This is a genomic window from Luteibacter flocculans, from assembly GCF_023612255.1.
Classification (GTDB): domain Bacteria; phylum Pseudomonadota; class Gammaproteobacteria; order Xanthomonadales; family Rhodanobacteraceae; genus Luteibacter; species Luteibacter flocculans.
The window spans coordinates 1,364,839-1,383,193 of sequence record NZ_CP063231.1; the positions used below are offsets into that span (position 1 = coordinate 1,364,839).

An 18,355-nucleotide genomic window follows, 5' to 3' on the forward strand; every position below is an offset into this window, starting at 1 on the left:
CACCAAGCGTCCCAACGGGTTACGCGAGTCGCAACGACCGCAGCACACCTCACCCGTAGAATTCACCGTAAAAATCACTGATGTTCGAGCGTGCGGATGATGGGCGCATCGGAGCCGTAGACATCCGGCGCTTGGTCTCCGCGCTTCACCACGCGTGTCCTTCGTGTCCATGATGCCTTCCCGCTTCAAGTGGGGTGGGCCACTGCGCCGTTGTCGGCAAACACGCCGTTTGCAATCGCGACCTTCACATTACCGCGTGTCTTTCGTCACGGCTGATTGGGAAGGCTTGCGCCTCACCGGTCAGGAAAACCACACGGAGAAGGGTGGAAGATCACTATGCTGCAACTTAATCCGCCGCTGCCACTCAACACCCCGAAGGGTGAGGGCTTCGCACACTTTCTGATCGACTATGGTCCCGAGTCGGATCTGTACTGGACGGTCTTCATTACAGAGACGGGCGAGATTTGGACGTTCGCGAATCGAGAGGTGCGCGCGTCGAAGAACATTACGCTTGGCCGCACGTCACCGTCGCAACCGCGCCCTCCGGTCCGCCGCGTCGATACCGCGGAAAAGAGGGGAGAGCGCGCAGTAGTGCCCTTGGGTTCGAAAGACGCGTAAGCGTGCGCTCGATCGAGCCACCATTCGCAATATGAGAGTCGCCTGCCCTAGGCTACCTGGCGGATGCATATTAATCGTCCCCAGCAGGGCCTTATGGGATCGCTTACCAGCAGGCGTAGCGTGGATTGCACCACTCGTCTGCTAGTCCGATCCGCTGATGTGGCGGATACATCGTCGTCTATAAGCGCCCTCAGGGCTTACTCGAGTCCCGACTACTTCTTTGACGGTCTGACGACAGGCTCATCGAAGTCGTCGTGCCGTGTCACAGAGCAAGCGACTCAATCGTCTAGGCATTAGCGACCGACACGTTGTCGGTCATCGTCTGGACGACCAAAGGGCTCTCGACATGAATCGCGCTAACTGGTTTACCGCCTCACCCGACGGCGCCAAGGCATTGACCGGCTTGCACCACTTCGTAACGACAGGCACTGCGCTGTCGCCGAAGCTGATCCATCTGGTGTTCCTGCGTGTCTCGCAGATCAACGGGTGCGCTCACTGTATCGACATCCACACGCGGGATCTCATCAAGACCGGTATGTCAGTGGACACCGTCGTGCTCGTACCCGTCTGGCACGAGGTCACCTACCTGTTCACGGAACAGGAGCGAGCGGCCCTCGCGTGGGCCGAAGAGGTTACTGAAGTCGGTGAGACGCACGCTTCCGACGAGGCCTACGCGAAAGCGTCCGCGATATTCAGTGAGAAGGATCTGGTAGACCTCACGCTCACGATTGCCGCCATGAACGCCATCAATCGGATGGGCATCAGTTTTCGTTTGAAGCCTCGCGCCAGAGCAGATGTCTGAGGGTCCATCGTCTCCTAAGCGGAATCGGCTTTCAGAACCTGCACGCGTTTCACGGTAAATCTTGACCCGCGCTCCACGCATTTCGGTCCAGGCTGAACGTCCAACCGAGGAGAGGCTTATGAGCGACGACAAAAGCAAGCGCGGGCCTGCCGACGCGCAGCGCATCAACGTGCATGAGACTTATGAAGTCCGCTATTGGACCGAAGCACTCGGCGTGTCGGAGGCGAGACTACGTGAGGTGGTCGCGGAAGTTGGGGTGATGGCAGACGATGTTCGCCGTGCGCTCCGCAAGCACTGAACCAAAGGGTCCTGCTGTTCACACGCCGCCGCTCGACGTTGAATCGGGTCGGCCAGATGAGACGGTGAGCTCGGCCGGCGTGTCGATCCTGGCGCGCTTGGCCTGGGTCGCCGTGCTTGGCCTGATCGCGGCTGCGCTAGTGGCAGCGGCGATTGTGTGGCGATAGCAGCAGTAGAGCCTCGCGTTCGCGAGCGCCGCGTTACGTATGCCGCTGGTTTGCTCTACCGTCGGTGGAGTCTTGGTTACCGCGCGGTGCGCCCGTTTTTGCGGCGCACGCAGCACGAGTGAGCGCACGGTCGGCGTCAGTGTCGCCGCTGCGAGCTAGCCGGGTGAGGCAGGTCTCGTAGGTTTCCGGTTGCGGCCGCGTCGCGTAGTACGCCACACCTACCGCAACTGCCAAGGCGAGTGCTATCCAGGGAAGGCTATCGTAGAGAGTCTTGGGCATGATGATGTCGCGGTCGCAGCACGGTCATTATAGTCCGGCGGCCATGTGCAGACGATCTAGCTGAGGACTTCACGCCGTTCCGATGCGACAGCGAAGAGCCTTGGCGAATCGCGGAGTTTTGGGGAGGACGTTATGGCTACGACTTCATCGAGTTCACATACGAGCACCATAGGCGCGCTGGCAGCTGGGCAGCTTCTCGCCAAGGCGGCCGGTGGGCGATGGGGCCCGGCGATCCTGATACTCGCCGGCATCGTGTTGCTCCGGAAGGGCGCCGCCGCGAGGGCGGCGCGACGAGTCAGAGCGGGCTTGCCGCGATAAATCACTTCTTCTGGTGATTGTCCTCGCCGGTATCGTCCAGCGGATCGCCGGACGCATCGGTCGGTGGCTGTTCCGTCGGACCGCGGCGATCTTTCGGCGGATCGTTCTGACCTGGATGCTGCGGCGGGCGGTTTTTCTCATTGGCCATGCGATATCTCCTCTCAGTGGAGGATCTACGATGGCGGTCATCGACTGACGATGACGTCGTCGCGATGTGAGAAGAGCGTAGCCTCAGTGAGCCGTGTTCTTTCGACCGACGCCAGCAACAGACGGGGGCGGAAGGCCAATACGTACAGGCGTTTCCGCCTGAGTTGCCTGATCCGTCAACAGCGGTGTCACGATCGCCATCCATCCTTCAGCAAACGATCGAATGTCGCGAGGACGGCGTTCCGGCATATAGCTCGCCATGGCCTTCGAAAGCGCGGCCGCCAGGATGGCGGGTTCGGGATGCGTCGAAATGGCGGCCTCGAGTGCCGATTCGAGCGCCGCGAGCTTTCCGAGAAGATAGGTGCGGTCATCCATGATGTGTCCTTGCATGGTCCTTGACTGGGGTCGCCTGAACGGCGGCCGTGATTCCTGTGCGCGGCGGCGATGCATCGCGACGCGCGTTCGAACCGCTAGGACATCGCCTACGCGGGATTGCGGCCGACGATGACATGATCATCCGGCCTTGTCACCTCGCGCGCCACGGAAATACCGCTACATAACGAGGCGCCGGGCCACGATGATACCCGCACGCTGGTTGTCTCGCCTGCACATCTGGCATTGTATGCATTCGCAGGCGGCGCCGGTTTACCGTGCGCCTAGAACAGTCGGCCCAGGGAGGGCACTTGATGATTAATGTCGTATTGGTCGACGACCATGAACTGGTCAGGACCGGCTTTCGGATGATCCTGCAACAGCAGGCCGATATCCGGATCAGGGGAGAGGCGAGCTCAGCGGAGGAGGGCCTGCGCCTGATTCGCTCGCATTCACCGGACATCGCGCTCGTCGATGTCCACATGCCCGGAATGAGCGGCGTGGAGCTTACCGAGCGCATCATTCGTGCGAAATTGCGCACGAATATCGTCATTCTCACCGTTGTCGACGACGCGCGGTTTCCGAAGCGTCTGCTTGATGCCGGTGCGCTGGGATACCTCACGAAGGGGTGTTCGGCAGACGAATTGCTCAGTGCGGTGCGTCAGGTGGCATCGGGACGCCGTTATCTGGCGCCGACGGTGGCGCAGCAGTTGGCGCTCGCCACGCTCGATGGCTCGGATTCCCCGTTCGATACGTTGTCTACTCGCGAGATGGAAGTTTCGATGATGTTGGTCCGCGGCATGCCGCTGACTTCGATTGGCGAGCGGCTCAATCTCAGCCCGAAAACCGTCTCGACCTACAAGCAGCGGCTGATGGAGAAGCTTCACGTCGAGCACGTGGTGGGCCTTGCTCATCTCATGACGGTCCACGGCCTGCTGGACACGCATAACCATCAGGTCGGCAATTGACGGATCAATAACGCGAGAAGAAGAACAAAAAAACGCCGGGCTAGCCCGGCGTTTTTTTGTGACTCGTTTGTGTGCCGCGGCCTGCTGACTTGAGAAGAGCCTGAAACTCTTCTCAAATCGATGCCTCGGTCCGGCCTTACTGCTCGCCGTGCGGCTCTTGGCGAGGGCGGGTGAGCAAGTCGCCCTGGGCGGGGGTAGATGCTGGCTTGGCCGCCTCGACGTGCGAGACCGCCGAGACGTTGGACGCGTCCGGCGACTTCGGCGTGACCGGCGCCGATGCAGGCGTCGACTTGGGTGCGGACGTGGCAGATGCCGCCGTCTCGTCGGCATCCTCGCCCGTTGCCGTCGAAGTCTCGGCAGACGAGGACGCAGGGGCCGACGCCGGGAGGGCTTCGGACGCAGTGGTCTGCGCTACGGACGAGCTCACCGGTGAAGTCACCGTCGACGGGGTGACGACAGGCTCGGCCTGCTGACGCGCCGCCTTGGCACTATCGTCGCTGCTCGGGCTATCGGTGGCTTCCGGCAACAGACCGCGCGCGGGCGTGTCGAGCGAGGACACCACTTCCGTCGTGGCCTCCACAGGCGCCTGTTCAGCCTCGGCTGCCGCTGGCGCAACCGCCGACGTGGTCGCGGCGATCACGACGGGCTCGTGCTTCGCCTCGACGATCGGTTCGGCGGCGGATGCCTCGGGTGCCGTTACTTCCGCGTGGGCGACGCCGGTCGGCGTCGCGGCCGGCACGGGTGCCGAGCCACTGACCGGTGCGCTCTTCAACGGCGCATCGGATTCCGTCTGGCGGCGTTCCGTGGTGCGGCTATCGGCCGAATCCGCGGGCGTGGTTGCTTCCGCTGTCGCCGCATGCGACGTCGTGGAGGTGCTGGTACCGGGAATCGGCGGGAGCTTGGGCAAGGATGGCAGCGTCAGTGCCGAGGGTACGGCCTCGTCGTCGGCAGGCTCGCCGGGCTGGGTTGCCATGACGCCGACCGGCGCCTCGACCGCGAAGGCGTTCTCGGCAGCGGCGGCGGTGTCCAGCATCGGCGGGACGCTCGGGCTGTCGCGGCCGGTGTCGACGGATGCATCGTCGTCACCGTCTTCGTCGTCCAGATCGTCGGCAGCGTTGCTACCTTCCGCCATGGTGCCAGCTGCGGCACCGTCTTCCTGGCGACGGCGGCGGCGGCCGCCACGACGACCGCGGCGGCGACGCTGGCCGCCTTCCGTGTCCTTGTCCTTCGCGCCGTCCGTACCCGGGGCGGCGCTCGCGTCCGCAGCGATCATGGCCTCGGCATCGGCCAACGATGCCTCGGTGACTGCCAACGTGGCGTCCTCGGGCTTCACGGCGGGGGTGGCAGGCTTCTCGGACGGGGCGCGGGGTGCCGGTGCAACGATTGGCGCGGCGCCGGCTGCGACGGCGGCCGTATTCGCTACGGCCTTGTCGGCCTTCTCGCCCTGCGGCTGGCGCTCGCCACGTGGCTGCTGCTGGCGACGGTTCTCACCCTGCGCGGCCTGCTCCTGGCGCGGCTGGCGACCGCCCTGTGCCTGCGGATCCTTCTGCCGACCCTGCTGCTTTTCGTCGTTCTGGCGGCCCTGACCCTGCTCGCCGCGGCCCTGCTGCTTGTTGCCGCCCTTCGGCTGCTGGCCGCGGGCCTGCTGCTGCGTGCTGTCCTTGCGCTGGCCCTGCGGCGCGCGCTGCTCGCCGCCCTTGCCGCGGCCTTCGTTGCCACGACGCTCGTCGCGGCGACCATTGCGCTCGTTGCGGTCGTTACGACCACCCTGGCGGTTTTCATCACGGCGGGTCGGAGCGGCAGGCTGGGCGACCGGTGCGGCAGGCGTGCCGCCGCCAAACAGGCTGCCGAACAGGCGGGAGAAGAATCCACCGCTGGACGGAGCTGCTGCCGGAGCGGGAGCCGCCGTGCGAGCCGGTGCCGGGGCAACCACGGTTTCGTTGTCGTCGTCGCGCAGCGGCGCGGGCGTGGACGGAACCACGCCGGTCACCAACGGCTGCTCGCCGCTGCCCAGGGCCTGGCCCATCTTCGGCAGCACCGTGGCGATGGCCGGGGTGGTGCGCTCATAGCTGGGCTTGCTGTGCTCGCCCATGTCCGCTTCGCGGATACGGGTGATCTCCAGGTGCGGCGTTTCCAGTTTGTCGTCGGCCACGACCACGACGTGGACGCTGTGGCGAAGCTCGATCTCGACGATGCTGGCGCGCTTTTCGTTGAGCATGAAGTTGGCGACCGAAGGCGGCGCCTGCACCAGGACCTGCCCGGTGTTTTCCTTCATCGCGTGCTCTTCGATCAGGCGCAGGGTCGACAGCGCCAGCGATTCCACGCTGCGGATGTGGCCGTGACCTTCGCAACGCGGGCACACGATCTGCGTGGCCTCACCCAGGCTCGGGCGCAGGCGTTGACGCGACATTTCGAGCAGGCCGAAGCGGGAGATGCGGCCGATCTGGACGCGCGCACGGTCGGCCTTGAGCGCCTCCTTGAGGCGCTCTTCCACTTCGCGCTGGTGGCGCGGGCTGTCCATGTCGATGAAATCGATGACGATCAGGCCGCCGGCGTCGCGGATGCGCAGCTGGCGGGCGATTTCCGTCGCCGCTTCGAGGTTGGTGTTGAACGCCGTTTCCTCGATGTCGCTGCCCTTGGTGGCCTTCGACGAGTTGATGTCGATGGCGGTCAGCGCTTCGGTCTGGTCGATGACGATCGAGCCACCGGACGGCAGGCGGACGTTCCGCTCGAAGATGCTCTCGATCTGCGTTTCGATCTGGTAGCGCGAGAACAGCGGGGTGGGGTCCTGGTACAGCTTGAGCTTGCGCAGGTTGTTCGGCATCACCTGCTGCACGAAATCGCGGGCGTCGTTGAACAGCGACTCCTCGTCGATCAGGATTTCGCCGATGTCGTTGCGCAGGTAATCACGCAGGGCGCGGATGAACAGCTTCGACTCCTGATAGATCAGGAAGGGCGCCTTCTGCGAATTAGCGGCAGAGGAAATCGACTTCCACAGCTGCAGCAGGTAATCGAGATCCCACTGGAGTTCCTCGGCGTCGCGGCCCATGCCGGCAGTACGCACGATAAGGCCCATCTCGTCGGGCACCTGAAGGTGCTCCATCGCTTCCTTGAGCGCCTGCCGATCCTCGCCCTCGATGCGGCGCGAGACGCCGCCGGCACGGGGGTTGTTCGGCATCAGCACCATGTAGCGGCCGGCCAGGCTGATGAACGTGGTGAGGGCGGCGCCCTTGTTGCCGCGTTCTTCCTTCTCGACCTGGACGATGATTTCCTGGCCTTCCTTCAACAGCTCACGGATGTTGGATTTGCCTTCCGCGTTCGGGTTGAAGTACTCGCGGGCCACTTCCTTCAGGGGGAGGAAGCCGTGGCGTTCGGCGCCGTAGTCGACGAAACAGGCTTCGAGGGAGGGCTCGACGCGGGTGATGCGGCCCTTGTAGATGTTGGCTTTCTTCTGTTCCCGGGACGGGATTTCGATATCGAGGTCGTACAGGTTCTGGCCATCGACGATGGCCACACGCAACTCTTCGCGCTGAGTCGCGTTGATCAACATACGCTTCATTGTGGGTTCCTCGGCCTTGCCGCGCGGCCGCGCGCCGCGGTGGCGCCAAGTGGCGGCCTGCCGGGGATCGCGCCGCAGCGGTGAGGCTTCAAGCGGCATGGGATCCGGGACCGATACCTGGACCCGGCGTGATTCGTGAATAAGCGCCTTGCAACCGGTCCGCGTCCCTACGGATTAGCCGGACAACCGCAACCTGAACCGCTACGATGTGGGGTGTCTTCGCCTTTCGCCCCCTCGGACGAAATGGCGCGACACTCGCCTTACGTGGCGGCACCGGCACCCCGCGAGAGATGAGTCTTCAGCGGAGCCTGGCGCTCGGCGAGTATCCTATCAAATTCGAGTTTTATCAATGCAGACGGCAACTTCCCTCGACAGCGGCCAAGGTGTGCGGCTGGTCGACATCGGTCCCGAGAGGGATGGTCAGCGCGTGGACAACGCCCTCATGACCCTCTTGAAGGGGGTGCCGCGCAGCCTGGTCTACCGCCTGCTGAGAACGGGGCAGGTGCGCATCAACGGCAAGCGCGCCAAGCCGGAAACCCGGCTGGCGGATGGCGATATCTTGCGCATCCCGCCGGTCCGCGTCGCGGAGCGGGAAGAGGGTGTGGCGCCCTCGGGCATGGTCAAGGCCGTCGCCGACGCCGTGATCTTCGAGGACAAGCACTTCCTCGTGATCGACAAACCGGTTGGCATCGCGGCCCACGGCGGCAGCGGCGTCAGCCACGGCGCCATCGAGCTGCTTCGGGCGGCCCGTCCCAACGAGCACCTCGAGCTGGTCCATCGGCTGGATCGCGACACCAGTGGCGTCCTCGTCCTGGCGCGTTCGCGGCCGGGACTGACGGGGCTGCAGGCTCTCATCCGTGAGAACCAGGTCACCAAGCAGTACCTGTGCCTGATGACCGGCACCCCGCGCAAGGCGAAGTTCGACGTGAATGCGCCGCTGCTCAAGTCGGTGCTTCACGGTGGCGAACGCATCGTCCGAGTGGACGATGCCGGCAAGCCCTCGCTCACCTTCTTTCAGGAACTGGAGCAATACCCCGGAGCCCGCCTCATGCAGGCCACCCTGGGTACCGGTCGCACCCACCAGATCCGTGTGCATGCGCAATACATCGGGCATCCGCTCGCTGGCGATCCGAAATACGGCGACGAGGAAGCCAATAAGCGCCTCCGGGCCAAGGGCTTGAAGCGCATGTTCCTTCACGCGTCGAGGATGAGCTTCGACCTCGGTGGTCGGAATTATGATTTTTCGGTGCCGTTGCCCGACGATCTGAAGGTTTTTCTCGACAATCTGCGCGGTTGATCGTTCACGTCAGGAACCGGGCGCTGACTTCGAGCGATCGCAGTAGTCCTCCGGCCAGGCCAGCTTGCAGCACGACCGCGCTTGCGGCGTGCGCGACGGCGACGGGCAGCAGCGACCGATGGTGGAGATACCACCAGGCCCAGCCGAGTTCCGCGACGAAGCAAAGTTGCATGAGCAGTCCATTGGGCGTGTGCAGGAGCGCGAAGGCAAAGGCCGTCAGGAGCACGGCCCAGGGCCGTGATAGCGCCCGCGCCAGCAGGCCGCCCACCACCGCCAGCAGCAGCCATTGCTGGAACGTGGCCCAGGCGACGTACGCGGCCAGGTGTCCGAACGACGGCCAGCCTGGCTTGTGCCCGGCAAACAAGGCCAGCCCCAGCGCAACGGCCACGGCGGCGAACGGCCAGGCGCTTGCATTTCCGCGAGCGAGCCAGCCCCACGGCGGCAGTCGCCGGGAAAGCGCAAGAAAGATCGCGTAACCCACGCCACCCGCGAACAAGGCAACCCGTTCCGGTGCGACCCGCGCGCCGAAGTCGAGGCTGGCGATGAACCACACAGGCCCAGCCACGACGAGGCTGGCGTGCAGCACGTCCCTCAGTCGGGGGCCAAGACCGAAAAGACCCGTGGTCGGAACGGGCTTCGCCGCATCGGGGCGTCGGTTTCGTAGCGTGGCGAGAGCGACCACGACGAGCAGCAGCAGATAGGCCGCCGAGGGCAGCCAGGCTCGCCACGGCGGTTGCGTCGGCGAGGGGGACGCATTCCCGAAGGTCACGAGCGGGTCCGCGGCGCGGAGGTTGTCGCGCCAGGCGAGCAGACCTTCGGCGGACAGCCCAGCCGGCAAGGCGTCCGTGGGCGGTTCGATGGCCCCGGACGGTGGGCGAAGTTCGGCGTGGTCGAGCACCAGCGTGGCGCCAGCGGGAAGGGTGACGTCAATCCGCAGCATGGCCGCCCGCATGGGGGAGACGGCGGCGTGGCCGAGGGCATCGGTCCAGGCCAGCTCGCTCAGTCGCTCTGGCGCGGCGAGGCGGTCAGGCGTCAGCACGCCGAGGGGCGCCTTGATCAACGGGCCCTCCAGGGTTTCCCTGACACTCACGCCATAGGCGCCCACGGCGCTCGCACGGGCCCCCAGCACGAGCGTGTCGAGGCGACCGAGATCCGTGGGGCGGGTCAAAGGCAGGCCGATCTGGAACGGCGAGCCGTCCACGGCCCTGACCACCAGGCCGTCGTCACGGGATTCAAGAACACCTTGACCGAAAACCCGGCCAGCGACGATGTCGTCGGGTTCGCGAAACCGCCACGACCAAGGCGATCCGCCAGACGCATACGCGGCGCGCTCCGCCGCGCTGCGGGTCGCGATGCCGTCCCTAACGACCAGGGCCGCCCATCGGGGCAGGGCGAGCAGCATCGCAAGACCCACGAGGGTCGCCGCCAGGAACGTCCAGCGGGAACCCCGCGACGTCACCTCAGCGATCCAGCAAGGCCTCGACGCGTGCGGCGCAGATGAAATCGTTCAGCGAAAGTCCCCCCACGTCGTGAGTCGACCACAGCACCTGGCAATGGCCATATCCGGCTTCGAGGTCCGGGTGGTGGTCTTCCTGATTGGCCATGAAGCCCACGGCGTTGATGAAGCCGAGGGTGTGGTGAAAGTCGGGGAAGCGGAAGTCCTTCACGATGGCCTTGCCGTCGGCGCTCACCGTCCAGCCGGGCAGGTGGGCGAGATGGCCGTCGATGGCGGCGCGATCGAGCGCGTGATCCGAGCCCTTGCGCGGTTGGCAGTGCTGGGTGGCGAGCGGGGAGAGGGTCATCGTCGGGTGTCCGTCCGGATAAAGCGCGAAGCGTCGCCCGCCCGCGGTTGAATTGTCAAAAGGCGGCGCCCGCGTCGAAAGCGTACTAAAATGGTGCTGTTTCCGGCATTCCCCGGCCGGACCTGTTTCGGAGCCCACATGATCGATATCTCGGAGCGCGCACAGGCGCATTTCCTGCGTCTGCTGTCGCAGCAAGGCGACGACGACCTCGGCATCCGCCTGCGCGTCGTGGACGCGGGCACGCCTTCCGCTCAGTGCGAACTCGAGTTCTGCTCGCGCGCCGAACTTTCCGGCGACGAATGGACCGTGGAATGCGAGGGCTTCAACCTCTACGTCGATGGCGAGAGCATGCGCTGGCTCGATCCCGCGAACATCGACTACGAAACCACGCCCACCGGCAGCCAGCTCAATATCCGCGCACCGCGGATCAAGGGCGAGGCGCCCGGCGAAGGTGCGGGCCTGGTCGAGCGCGTGCAGTTCGTGCTCGCGTCGGAAATTGCACCGCAGATCGCTTCGCACGGCGGTCGCATTTCGTTGGTGGAAGTCACGTCCGATGGCGTGGTGGTGCTGCGTTTCGGCGGCGGGTGCCACGGGTGCGGCATGGTCGACGTCACCCTGAAGAACGGTGTCGAGAAGACCTTGCGCGAGCGCATTCCGGAAGTCACCGAGGTGCGCGATGCCACCGACCACGACACTGGCGACAAGCCGTACTTCGCCCGCGCGGCGGGTTAGTCGCCTGCGCGGTGGATTAGTCGTTCCTGTGGACCATGCCCCGTTGTAGGAGCCGCTACAGCGGCGAGGGCAGGTTGCGTTGCGGTTCGATGATCTCGGCGATGGGAACCTGATGGTGGGAGCCAGCCTGCTGGCGATGGATCTGCCTCACGGCTACACCGCTTTGTTGGCTTCTCGCCGCTATAGCGGCTCCCACACGCGCTTCGTTGGCTTTTCGCCGCCATGGCGGCTCCCATAGGCTCAGTCGCCCTGGATGTGATGCTCCAGGCCCTGCAGCTTCGTCGGCAGCGAACCGAAGTACGCCGAGATGTCGTCGATGTCCTGATCGGACAGCGTGGCGGCGAAGCCCTTCATGATGGCGTTGTCGCGGCGGCCGTCCTTGTATTCGTGCAGGGCCTGCGCGAGATAGTCGCTGTACTGGCCGGCCAGACGCGGGTACTGCGGGTCGACGGCGTTGCCGTCCTGCCCGTGGCACGCGACGCAGGTGGCGACCTTGGTCTTGCCGCGTGCGGGATCGCCGGCAGCGAAGGACGGGGTGGCGGTCAGCGCGAAGAGCGCGCCGATGGCAATCAGGGAAAACCCACGGGTCATCGTTCGTCCTCGGCGACTTACTTGGCGAGACTGGAAAGGTAGGCGGCGATATCCGCGATTTCCTGGTCGGACATGCTTTGCGCCTGGGCGCCCATCGTCGGGTGCTTGCGCTCGCCACTCTTGTAGGCCTTCAGCGCGTTGACGATGTACTGCTCGTTCTGACCCGCGATGTGCGGCACGTGGTAATCGGGGTACGCATTGGCGTAACCCGGCACGCCATGGCACCCATTGCAGGTATAGACCAGCGTCCGGCCCCTGGCTTTGTCCCCTTCGGCATGCGCGGCGGATGCGGCGCACAGAGCTACAGCGATCAGTCCAACCAGATGCAGACGCTTCATTAAGTGTTCCCTGGGTGCCGGGCGGGGCCGGGGTTGAATAGCCGTCGAAGTATAGAGGCGGGTCGCGACAGCGGACAACCGCAGTGGATCGGCGCCGGCCCGGGGGTCAGAAGAGGCTGCGGATGATGTGGACGCCCGCGATGTACTCGCCGGCAATGGTGCCCATGCTGACCAGGAAGAAGTTGAGCAGGGTGCGCGCGACGCGGTTCTTCCACCAGCCGGTCCAGTGGGTGATGTCGTCGCGCAGGCGCTCGAAGTCGAGCACGCGCGGGCGACGGACCCAGGCTTCGGCCATGGCACTCACGGCGCCGGAAGGAATGCCCGGCCGGAACGGCTTCAAGGGCCCAGCGACGAACGCGCCCGCAATCGACAGTGGGTGCGCACCGGCGATCAGTGCGCCGAGCGCGGAAAGCCCGCCGGTGAGCAAGATCCAGTTCTTCAGTGCGTCGATGCCGAGGCTGGGGCTGCGGTAGAAGGCGTAGCCGATAGCCGCGAAGATCGCCAGCACCACGGTGACCGCGAGCACCTTCGGCCACTTCGCGGGAGGTGGCGTCGTTGCGAGTTCGTCGGTGAGGGCGCGGGCATCGCCGTGCTGCTCGGCCAGCTCCGCGCTCATGCCTTTGAGGTGTCCCGCGCCAATCACGACGAGCACCTTGCGGCTCGGCGCCGCGGGGTCCATCGCGGCGCCGTGCTCGCGAAGCTTCGCCGCCATGAAGCTGTCGCGCTCGGCGATCAGCGCGTGATAAAGCGGGGCGGAACCGCTGGCGAATTCACTGAAAGCGCCTTCAAGCAGGTCGGACTGCTTCAGCTTTTCGATGTCTTCCTCGGCGATGTCCTCGCGCTCGAACACGCTACCGAGCATGCCGGCCATGAGGCCGAAGCGCTGGAAGAAGCCCACGCTGCGCCACGCGCGCTTGAGCGTCGTGCCCACCTCGCGATCCACCAGCCACACGGGAACGTCGCGCGCATCCGCGCCGTCCATGGCCGCTTTCATTTCTGCGCCGGGCTCGATGCCGTACTGCGCGGCGAGGCGTTTCTGGAACGAGCCCAGCACGAGGCTGGCGGCCACCATGCCTGCCTTGCCCTGGCGGATGACCTGGAAGAGGTCCATCTGCTTGAACGCTTCGGGATCGCGGATGCCGTGCGCGCGGCTGGGGCACAGCTCCACCGCCACGGCGTCGAAGTGTTCGCTCGCCAGCAAGGCATTCACGGCCTGGACGCTGGCGCGCGAGACATGCGCGGTGCCGAGGATGACGTACTGGACGCCATCGCGCTCCATGCGTTGGATCGGTTGGCCTTCCAGGGCCGTCACGTCGGGTGTGGTCATCTCGTCCGGGAGCATGCAGGGTTTCCAGCGCAGGGGAATGAAACAAGGCGTACGGGCGACAGGGCCTGCACGCCGCGATGCCGCGACGTGTCAGTCACGAAAGCGCTTGGTGAGGTCGCCATAGGCGTCAATGCGGCGATCGCGCAGGAACGGCCAGATGCGGCGGACGTGTTCGCTGCGCTCCATGTCCACCTCGCACAGCAGCAGTTCGCGGCCTTCGGTGCCGGCCTGCGCGAGAAATTCGCCCTGCGGCCCCGCGACGAAGCTCGAACCCCAGAACTGGATGCCGCCACCGACCTTCGACGGATCGGCCTCGTAGCCCGTGCGATTGCACGCGAGCAGGGGCAGGCCGTTGGCGACGGCGTGGCCGCGCTGCACGGTGATCCATGCCTCGCGCTGGCGCGCCTTTTCATCGTCGCTATCGCTCGGATCCCAACCGATCGCGGTGGGGTAGAACAGCAGGTCCGCGCCGGCCAATGCCATCAAGCGCGCAGCTTCCGGGTACCACTGGTCCCAGCACACGAGCACGCCGAGCTTGCCCACGGAGGTGCTGATGGGCTCGAAGCCGAGGTCGCCCGGTGTGAAGTAGAACTTCTCGTAGAAGCCCGGGTCGTCGGGGATGTGCATCTTCCGGTACTTGCCGGCGATGGCGCGCGAGCGATCGAAGACCACGGCGGTGTTGTGGTACAGGCCGGTGGCGCGCTTCTCGAAGATCGATGCGACGACCACCAGTTTCAGTTCCTCGGCGAGCGCGCCGATGCGATCGGTGCCCGGGCCGGGAATGGTCTCGGCCAACTCGAACACGTCCACGCTTTCGTGCTGGCAGAAATACGGGCCGTTGTGCAGTTCCTGCAACAGGACGAGTTCGGCACCGGCCTTGGCCGCCTCGCGCAGGCCGGCCTCGATCGCGTCGAGGTTGGCGTCGCGGCTGCCGCGGTCGGTTTCCTGGAGGAGGGCGACCTTGAGGGTCTTACGGGTCATGGACGTTCCTCGCGCGGCACCCGCCGCGCTTGCAAGTGAGTCAGGCGGCAACCGCCGCGGGCAACTGCATGGTGATGCAATGCAGGCTGCCGTTCTGCCAGATCAGTGGACGACACGGTATCTGGACCACCTCGCGGCCCGGATGGGCCAACCCGATGATCCGGGCGGCTTCCGCGTCCACGCGGTCGCCGTAGGCAGGCACCAGCACGGCGCCATTGACGATCAGGTAATTCGCGTAAGACGCCGCGAGCCGCCTGCCTTCGTCGAGGATCGGTTGCGCCCAAGGCAGCGGATGCAGCACGTAGCGCGCGCCTTCCGGCGTACGCAGTTCCGCCAGTTCCGAGGCCATCTGGGCCAGTTCCTCGAAATGCGGATCGCTGGCGTCGTCGCACGCCTGGTAAACGATGCCGCCGTCCTCGGAAAAGCGCGCCAGCGTATCGATGTGGGCGTCGGTGTCGTCGCCTTCAAGGTAGCCGTGCTCGAGCCACAGTACGCGGTCGGCATGCAGCGTGCTCGCCAGCGTGTCGGTCATCGTCTCGCGGGAAAGCTCCGGATGACGCTGGTGCAGGCACTTCCACGTGGTGAGGATCGTGCCGCGGCCGTCGCTCTCGATGCCGCCGCCTTCCAGCGCCCAGTCGATACGCTTGTGCGGCAGGCCGCTCAGCACGCCGCGCTGGAGCAGTCCGGTGATGATCGCGTCGTCCCGTTCCGCGCCGAACTTGCCGCCCCAGCCGGTGAAACGGTAGTCGTTGAGCAGCACGCCCGCAGGACCGGTGAGGGTGATCGGCCCGGAATCGCGCAGCCAGGTGTCGTCGTACGGCAGTTCGATGAAGTGCAGTCGTGACATGTCCGCGCCGGCCTGCTCGATCGCCAGTCGGGCGCGCTCGCGCAGCGCGCCATCGGCAACGATGACATGCAGCGGCTCGAAGCGCGTGACAGCCGCCGCCAGGGCCACATAGGTGGTCTCCACCTCATCGAGGCGGTCGGCCCAGTCGGTATCGGCATGGGGCCAGGCGATCAGCACGCCCGCCTGCGGTTCCCATTCGGCGGGCAGACGGTAAGAGGTCGGTTCGGTCATGGCGGCGGGGCGACAGAGGGGAAGCCCGCCATTCTAGCCGACTGCGGGGAACCGCTTCAGCGAAGAAAGCCCCACGGAGCGAAAGAACAATGTGGGAGCCCAAAGGAGCAAAGGTGCGAGGAGCAAAGGTGGGAGCCACCCTGGTGGCGATAAGCCAACGAAGCGGTGTAGCAGCAATGCAAGCCCCCATCGCCAGCAGGCTGGCTCCCACCGGCAAGATCCTGTCGCCTCCAGGGCGACTCCCACAGGGCAGGCAGTAACCCGGATGCCTACCTTGGATTCGCGGGGCTGGTGTTGTTACCGGCAGGAGTGTTCAGCACCGTGTGGATCACGTGGCTGCGTTCGAAATAGACGATGTAGCCCGGGTACATCCAGCGGTTGATCACCGGCTGGTTGCGGCTGCCGCCGCCGCGGGCATCGAGTTTCGCCGTGGGCTGGCCGAAGCGCCGCTCCACCTCGGCCATGCTCATGCCCTTGCGGGGCAGGTTCATGGACTGCTCCTGCTGCACGCGCTGCATGAGCAGCGTGTCTCCGGCAACGGCGGACGAGGCCACGGTGGCCGTCACGAGCGCCAGCGCGATCGCGGTAAGAACAGGCTTGAAGGTCTTCATGATGACTCCGTCGCGCTCCCCATGCGGCGCAGGACGCCGTTGTAACAGATCGCCCCAGGGCACGCCATGGGCGGCGCGCGACGGATCGCGCACCTGTGGCCTGCGTCGCGTTTCGCGGACGGCAGCGGCCGGGGCGGCTATCATGCGCAGTCGCCTCCCGCTGTTGTCGCCCAACTCATGATCTCGTTCCGCAATCTCGCCCTCCGTCGGGGCAGCCGCACCTTGCTGTCGCGGATGGACCTCACGATCCAGACCGGCTGGAGCCTGGGCGTCATCGGCCGTAACGGCTGCGGCAAGTCCACCTTGTTCGCTGCACTCAAGGGCGAACTGGAGCCCGAGGTGGGCGATCTGGACATGCCGTCGCGGATTCGTCTCGCGTCCGTGGCGCAGGAGACGCCGGCCTTGCCCGATCCCGCCATCGAGTACGTGCTCGGCGGCGACGTCGAGGTAGCGGCCGCGCTCAAGGCGGAAGCCGATGCCTTCGCCGCCGACGATCACGAAGCCGTCGCCGCCGCGCACATGCGCATCGAGGAAGTGGGCGGGTACGACGCGCGTGCTCGTGCCGGGCGGCTCATGCATGGCCTGGGCTTCGCGCCGGAAACGCACGAACGGCCGGTGTCATCGTTCTCGGGCGGTTGGCGCGTGCGCCTCAATCTCGCCCGCGCGCTGATGGCCCCGTCGGACCTGCTGCTGCTCGACGAGCCCACCAACCATCTGGATCTCGATGCGGTGCTGTGGCTCGAAGAATGGCTGCGCCGCTACCAGGGCACGTTGCTCATCATCTCGCACGATCGCGAATTCCTCGACGGCGTGATCTCGCACACGATGCACCTGCACGACGGCACGGCGAAGCTGTACACCGGTAACTACAGCGCGTTCGAACGGCAACGCGCCGAGCACCTGCGCCAGCAACAGATTGCGCACGAGCGCGAACAGGCGGAACGCGCGCACCTGCAGTCCTTCATCGACCGCTTCAAGGCCAAGGCCAGCAAGGCCAAGCAGGCGCAGTCGCGCATGAAGCGCCTGGAGAAGATGGCCGGCACCGAAGCCGTCCGCGCCGAGCGTTCTTTCAGCTTTTCGTTTCCCGAGCCCGATCGCTTGCCGACCTCGATGCTGCAGCTCGATCACATCGACGCCGGTTACGGCGATCATGTGGTGTTGCGCGACGTGGCCTTCGGCCTCGAATCGGGTGATCGCATCGGTTTGCTCGGCCCCAACGGCGCCGGTAAATCCACGATGGTGAAATCGCTGGTCGGCGAACTCGTGCCGCTGCGTGGCGAACGCGGCTTCCACAAGGACACGCGCATCGGCTACTTCGCGCAGCACACCGTGGAAAGCCTGCGAGAAGGCGCCAGCCCGTTCGATCATCTGCAGGAGAAGGCGCCGAACGCGGGCGCGCAGGTACTGCGCGATTACCTCGGTACGTGGAACTTCCCCGCCGACCGTGCCTTCGAGCCGGTGGATGCGTTCTCCGGCGGCGAACGCGCGCGTCTCGCGCTGGCGCTGATCGCCTGGGACAAACCGAATCTGCTGCTGCTCGACGAACCGACCAACCACCTCGATCTCGACATGCGCGAAGCGCTGGCGGATGCACTGGCGGCGTTCGATGGCGCGCTGGTGCTCGTCTCGCACGATCGCCACCTGCTGGGCATGGTCTGCGACGAATTCTGGCGCGTGGCGGACGGCACGGTCGAGCCGTTCGACGGCGACCTCGACGACTACGCCCGCTGGCTGCGCAGCCGCGCTACCACGCGCAAGACGGCTGCGGTCGCTTCGGCTCCGGCCGCTGCGCCGGTGCAGGCGTCGGCGAAGGAGCGGCGCAAGCTCACGGCAGAGGAGCGCGAAAAGGAAAAACCGCTGCGTGCTCGCGTGAAAAAAATCGAGTCGTTGATCGAAGGCATGGATCGCGAACTGGTCGCCATCGAAGCCAAGCTCGCCGATCCCGCCGTCTATGAAGGTTCCACGGCCGACCTCATGGCGCTCGGGCAGCGTCAGGCGGCATTGCGTGGCGAGAAGGAAACGCTCGAGCTGGAATGGCTCGGCATCCTCGAACAGATCGAGGCGTGACGGT

General features: G+C 65.6%; 19 protein-coding genes. 7 read left to right on the plus strand and 12 right to left on the minus strand.

All coding sequences use genetic code 11. The annotated features are described in order from the left end of the window. Positions 1-336: 336 nt before the first annotated feature. The 3 genes from IM816_RS05995 to IM816_RS06005 all read left to right on the plus strand — a co-directional run bounded on the left by IM816_RS05995 (position 337) and on the right by IM816_RS06005 (position 1,718). A complete protein-coding gene (locus tag IM816_RS05995; protein ID WP_072323080.1) occupies positions 337-618 on the plus strand; it encodes a hypothetical protein in 282 nt (93 codons plus the stop codon). A gap of 346 nt (positions 619-964) precedes the next feature. After that, positions 965-1,420 carry a carboxymuconolactone decarboxylase family protein gene (locus tag IM816_RS06000; RefSeq protein WP_250340172.1) on the plus strand — a complete coding sequence of 152 codons (456 nt, stop codon included), beginning with the start codon at positions 965-967 and terminating at the stop codon, positions 1,418-1,420. Positions 1,421-1,538: 118 nt separating this feature from the next. Further along, a complete protein-coding gene (locus tag IM816_RS06005; RefSeq protein ID WP_250340173.1) occupies positions 1,539-1,718 on the plus strand; it encodes a DUF3606 domain-containing protein in 180 nt (59 codons plus the stop codon). A gap of 199 nt (positions 1,719-1,917) precedes the next feature. Here the strand turns inward: IM816_RS06005 and IM816_RS06010 are convergent, their stop codons facing one another. From IM816_RS06010 to IM816_RS06020, 3 genes are all read right to left on the minus strand, one after another. Continuing rightward, positions 1,918-2,163: a hypothetical protein gene (locus IM816_RS06010; RefSeq protein ID WP_250340174.1), complete on the minus strand. Its 246-nt coding sequence runs from the start codon at positions 2,161-2,163 to the stop codon at positions 1,918-1,920. A 319-nt stretch (positions 2,164-2,482) separates the two neighbouring features. Next, positions 2,483-2,629: a hypothetical protein gene (locus tag IM816_RS06015; RefSeq protein ID WP_177257417.1), complete on the minus strand. Its 147-nt coding sequence runs from the start codon at positions 2,627-2,629 to the stop codon at positions 2,483-2,485. Between the two features lie 83 nt (positions 2,630-2,712). Then, complete coding sequence (locus IM816_RS06020; RefSeq protein ID WP_072323083.1) at positions 2,713-3,003, minus strand: hypothetical protein; 291 nt, start codon at positions 3,001-3,003, stop codon at positions 2,713-2,715. 311 nt (positions 3,004-3,314) lie between these two features. On the opposite strand from IM816_RS06020, the gene IM816_RS06025 reads away from it, so the two are divergent. Continuing rightward, positions 3,315-3,968, plus strand: a complete 654-nt coding sequence (locus tag IM816_RS06025) for a response regulator (RefSeq protein WP_072323084.1) — start codon at positions 3,315-3,317, stop codon at positions 3,966-3,968. Positions 3,969-4,104: 136 nt separating this feature from the next. Here IM816_RS06025 and rne read toward each other — a convergent pair whose 3' ends face one another. Beyond that, complete coding sequence (rne, locus tag IM816_RS06030) at positions 4,105-7,527, minus strand: ribonuclease E (protein ID WP_250340175.1); 3,423 nt, start codon at positions 7,525-7,527, stop codon at positions 4,105-4,107. Between the two features lie 349 nt (positions 7,528-7,876). Here rne and IM816_RS06035 point away from each other — a divergent pair, with 349 nt between their 5' ends. Continuing rightward, positions 7,877-8,824, plus strand: a complete 948-nt coding sequence (locus tag IM816_RS06035) for an RluA family pseudouridine synthase (RefSeq protein WP_250340176.1) — start codon at positions 7,877-7,879, stop codon at positions 8,822-8,824. A 4-nt stretch (positions 8,825-8,828) separates the two neighbouring features. On the opposite strand, the gene IM816_RS06040 is transcribed toward IM816_RS06035, so the two are convergent. Further along, entirely contained in the window at positions 8,829-10,283 is a 1,455-nt protein-coding gene (locus tag IM816_RS06040; protein WP_250340177.1) for a CPBP family intramembrane glutamic endopeptidase, read from the minus strand. Position 10,284: 1 nt separating this feature from the next. Continuing rightward, a complete protein-coding gene (locus IM816_RS06045; RefSeq protein ID WP_250340178.1) occupies positions 10,285-10,626 on the minus strand; it encodes a 4a-hydroxytetrahydrobiopterin dehydratase in 342 nt (113 codons plus the stop codon). A gap of 138 nt (positions 10,627-10,764) precedes the next feature. Between IM816_RS06045 and IM816_RS06050 the strand changes: the two genes are divergently transcribed. Then, complete coding sequence (locus IM816_RS06050) at positions 10,765-11,358, plus strand: NfuA family Fe-S biogenesis protein (RefSeq protein ID WP_072323089.1); 594 nt, start codon at positions 10,765-10,767, stop codon at positions 11,356-11,358. Between the two features lie 240 nt (positions 11,359-11,598). Here IM816_RS06050 and IM816_RS06055 read toward each other — a convergent pair whose 3' ends face one another. The 6 genes from IM816_RS06055 to IM816_RS06080 form a co-directional block, all read right to left on the minus strand. Then, a complete protein-coding gene (locus IM816_RS06055) occupies positions 11,599-11,949 on the minus strand; it encodes a c-type cytochrome (protein ID WP_250340179.1) in 351 nt (116 codons plus the stop codon). A 17-nt stretch (positions 11,950-11,966) separates the two neighbouring features. Further along, the gene (locus tag IM816_RS06060) at positions 11,967-12,287 is read right to left on the minus strand and encodes a c-type cytochrome (RefSeq protein WP_072323091.1); all 321 of its coding nucleotides are present in this window, start codon (positions 12,285-12,287) and stop codon (positions 11,967-11,969) included. 106 nt (positions 12,288-12,393) lie between these two features. Then, positions 12,394-13,629 carry a TraB/GumN family protein gene (locus IM816_RS06065; protein WP_250340180.1) on the minus strand — a complete coding sequence of 412 codons (1,236 nt, stop codon included), beginning with the start codon at positions 13,627-13,629 and terminating at the stop codon, positions 12,394-12,396. Positions 13,630-13,704: 75 nt separating this feature from the next. Continuing rightward, on the minus strand, positions 13,705-14,595 hold the full coding sequence (locus IM816_RS06070) for a carbon-nitrogen hydrolase (protein WP_250340181.1): 891 nt from the start codon (positions 14,593-14,595) through the stop codon (positions 13,705-13,707). 40 nt (positions 14,596-14,635) lie between these two features. Further along, positions 14,636-15,673, minus strand: coding sequence for an agmatine deiminase family protein (locus IM816_RS06075; protein ID WP_250340182.1), 1,038 nt, complete (start codon positions 15,671-15,673; stop codon positions 14,636-14,638). A gap of 269 nt (positions 15,674-15,942) precedes the next feature. After that, complete coding sequence (locus IM816_RS06080; RefSeq protein WP_345779962.1) at positions 15,943-16,428, minus strand: hypothetical protein; 486 nt, start codon at positions 16,426-16,428, stop codon at positions 15,943-15,945. A gap of 33 nt (positions 16,429-16,461) precedes the next feature. Here IM816_RS06080 and IM816_RS06085 point away from each other — a divergent pair, with 33 nt between their 5' ends. Then, positions 16,462-18,351 carry an ATP-binding cassette domain-containing protein gene (locus IM816_RS06085; protein WP_250340183.1) on the plus strand — a complete coding sequence of 630 codons (1,890 nt, stop codon included), beginning with the start codon at positions 16,462-16,464 and terminating at the stop codon, positions 18,349-18,351. The last annotated feature ends 4 nt before the right edge of the window (positions 18,352-18,355 follow it).

What these genes read in the sequence shown, in the direction of transcription:
- IM816_RS06060 (WP_072323091.1), bottom strand. Translation starts at nt 12,287, where the DNA reads ATGAAGCGTCTGCATCTGGTTGGACTGATCGCTGTAGCTCTGTGCGCC.
- IM816_RS06010 (WP_250340174.1), bottom strand. Translation starts at nt 2,163, where the DNA reads ATGCCCAAGACTCTCTACGATAGCCTTCCCTGGATAGCACTCGCCTTG.
- IM816_RS06080 (WP_345779962.1), bottom strand. Translation starts at nt 16,428, where the DNA reads ATGATAGCCGCCCCGGCCGCTGCCGTCCGCGAAACGCGACGCAGGCCA.
- IM816_RS06020 (WP_072323083.1), bottom strand. Translation starts at nt 3,003, where the DNA reads ATGGATGACCGCACCTATCTTCTCGGAAAGCTCGCGGCGCTCGAATCG.
- IM816_RS06075 (WP_250340182.1), bottom strand. Translation starts at nt 15,673, where the DNA reads ATGACCGAACCGACCTCTTACCGTCTGCCCGCCGAATGGGAACCGCAG.
- IM816_RS06065 (WP_250340180.1), bottom strand. Translation starts at nt 13,629, where the DNA reads ATGCTCCCGGACGAGATGACCACACCCGACGTGACGGCCCTGGAAGGC.
- rne (WP_250340175.1), bottom strand. Translation starts at nt 7,527, where the DNA reads ATGAAGCGTATGTTGATCAACGCGACTCAGCGCGAAGAGTTGCGTGTG.
- IM816_RS06015 (WP_177257417.1), bottom strand. Translation starts at nt 2,629, where the DNA reads ATGGCCAATGAGAAAAACCGCCCGCCGCAGCATCCAGGTCAGAACGAT.
- IM816_RS06070 (WP_250340181.1), bottom strand. Translation starts at nt 14,595, where the DNA reads ATGACCCGTAAGACCCTCAAGGTCGCCCTCCTCCAGGAAACCGACCGC.
- IM816_RS06005 (WP_250340173.1), top strand. Translation starts at nt 1,539, where the DNA reads ATGAGCGACGACAAAAGCAAGCGCGGGCCTGCCGACGCGCAGCGCATC.
- IM816_RS06050 (WP_072323089.1), top strand. Translation starts at nt 10,765, where the DNA reads ATGATCGATATCTCGGAGCGCGCACAGGCGCATTTCCTGCGTCTGCTG.
- IM816_RS05995 (WP_072323080.1), top strand. Translation starts at nt 337, where the DNA reads ATGCTGCAACTTAATCCGCCGCTGCCACTCAACACCCCGAAGGGTGAG.
- IM816_RS06055 (WP_250340179.1), bottom strand. Translation starts at nt 11,949, where the DNA reads ATGACCCGTGGGTTTTCCCTGATTGCCATCGGCGCGCTCTTCGCGCTG.
- IM816_RS06035 (WP_250340176.1), top strand. Translation starts at nt 7,877, where the DNA reads ATGCAGACGGCAACTTCCCTCGACAGCGGCCAAGGTGTGCGGCTGGTC.
- IM816_RS06045 (WP_250340178.1), bottom strand. Translation starts at nt 10,626, where the DNA reads ATGACCCTCTCCCCGCTCGCCACCCAGCACTGCCAACCGCGCAAGGGC.
- IM816_RS06085 (WP_250340183.1), top strand. Translation starts at nt 16,462, where the DNA reads ATGATCTCGTTCCGCAATCTCGCCCTCCGTCGGGGCAGCCGCACCTTG.
- IM816_RS06025 (WP_072323084.1), top strand. Translation starts at nt 3,315, where the DNA reads ATGATTAATGTCGTATTGGTCGACGACCATGAACTGGTCAGGACCGGC.
- IM816_RS06000 (WP_250340172.1), top strand. Translation starts at nt 965, where the DNA reads ATGAATCGCGCTAACTGGTTTACCGCCTCACCCGACGGCGCCAAGGCA.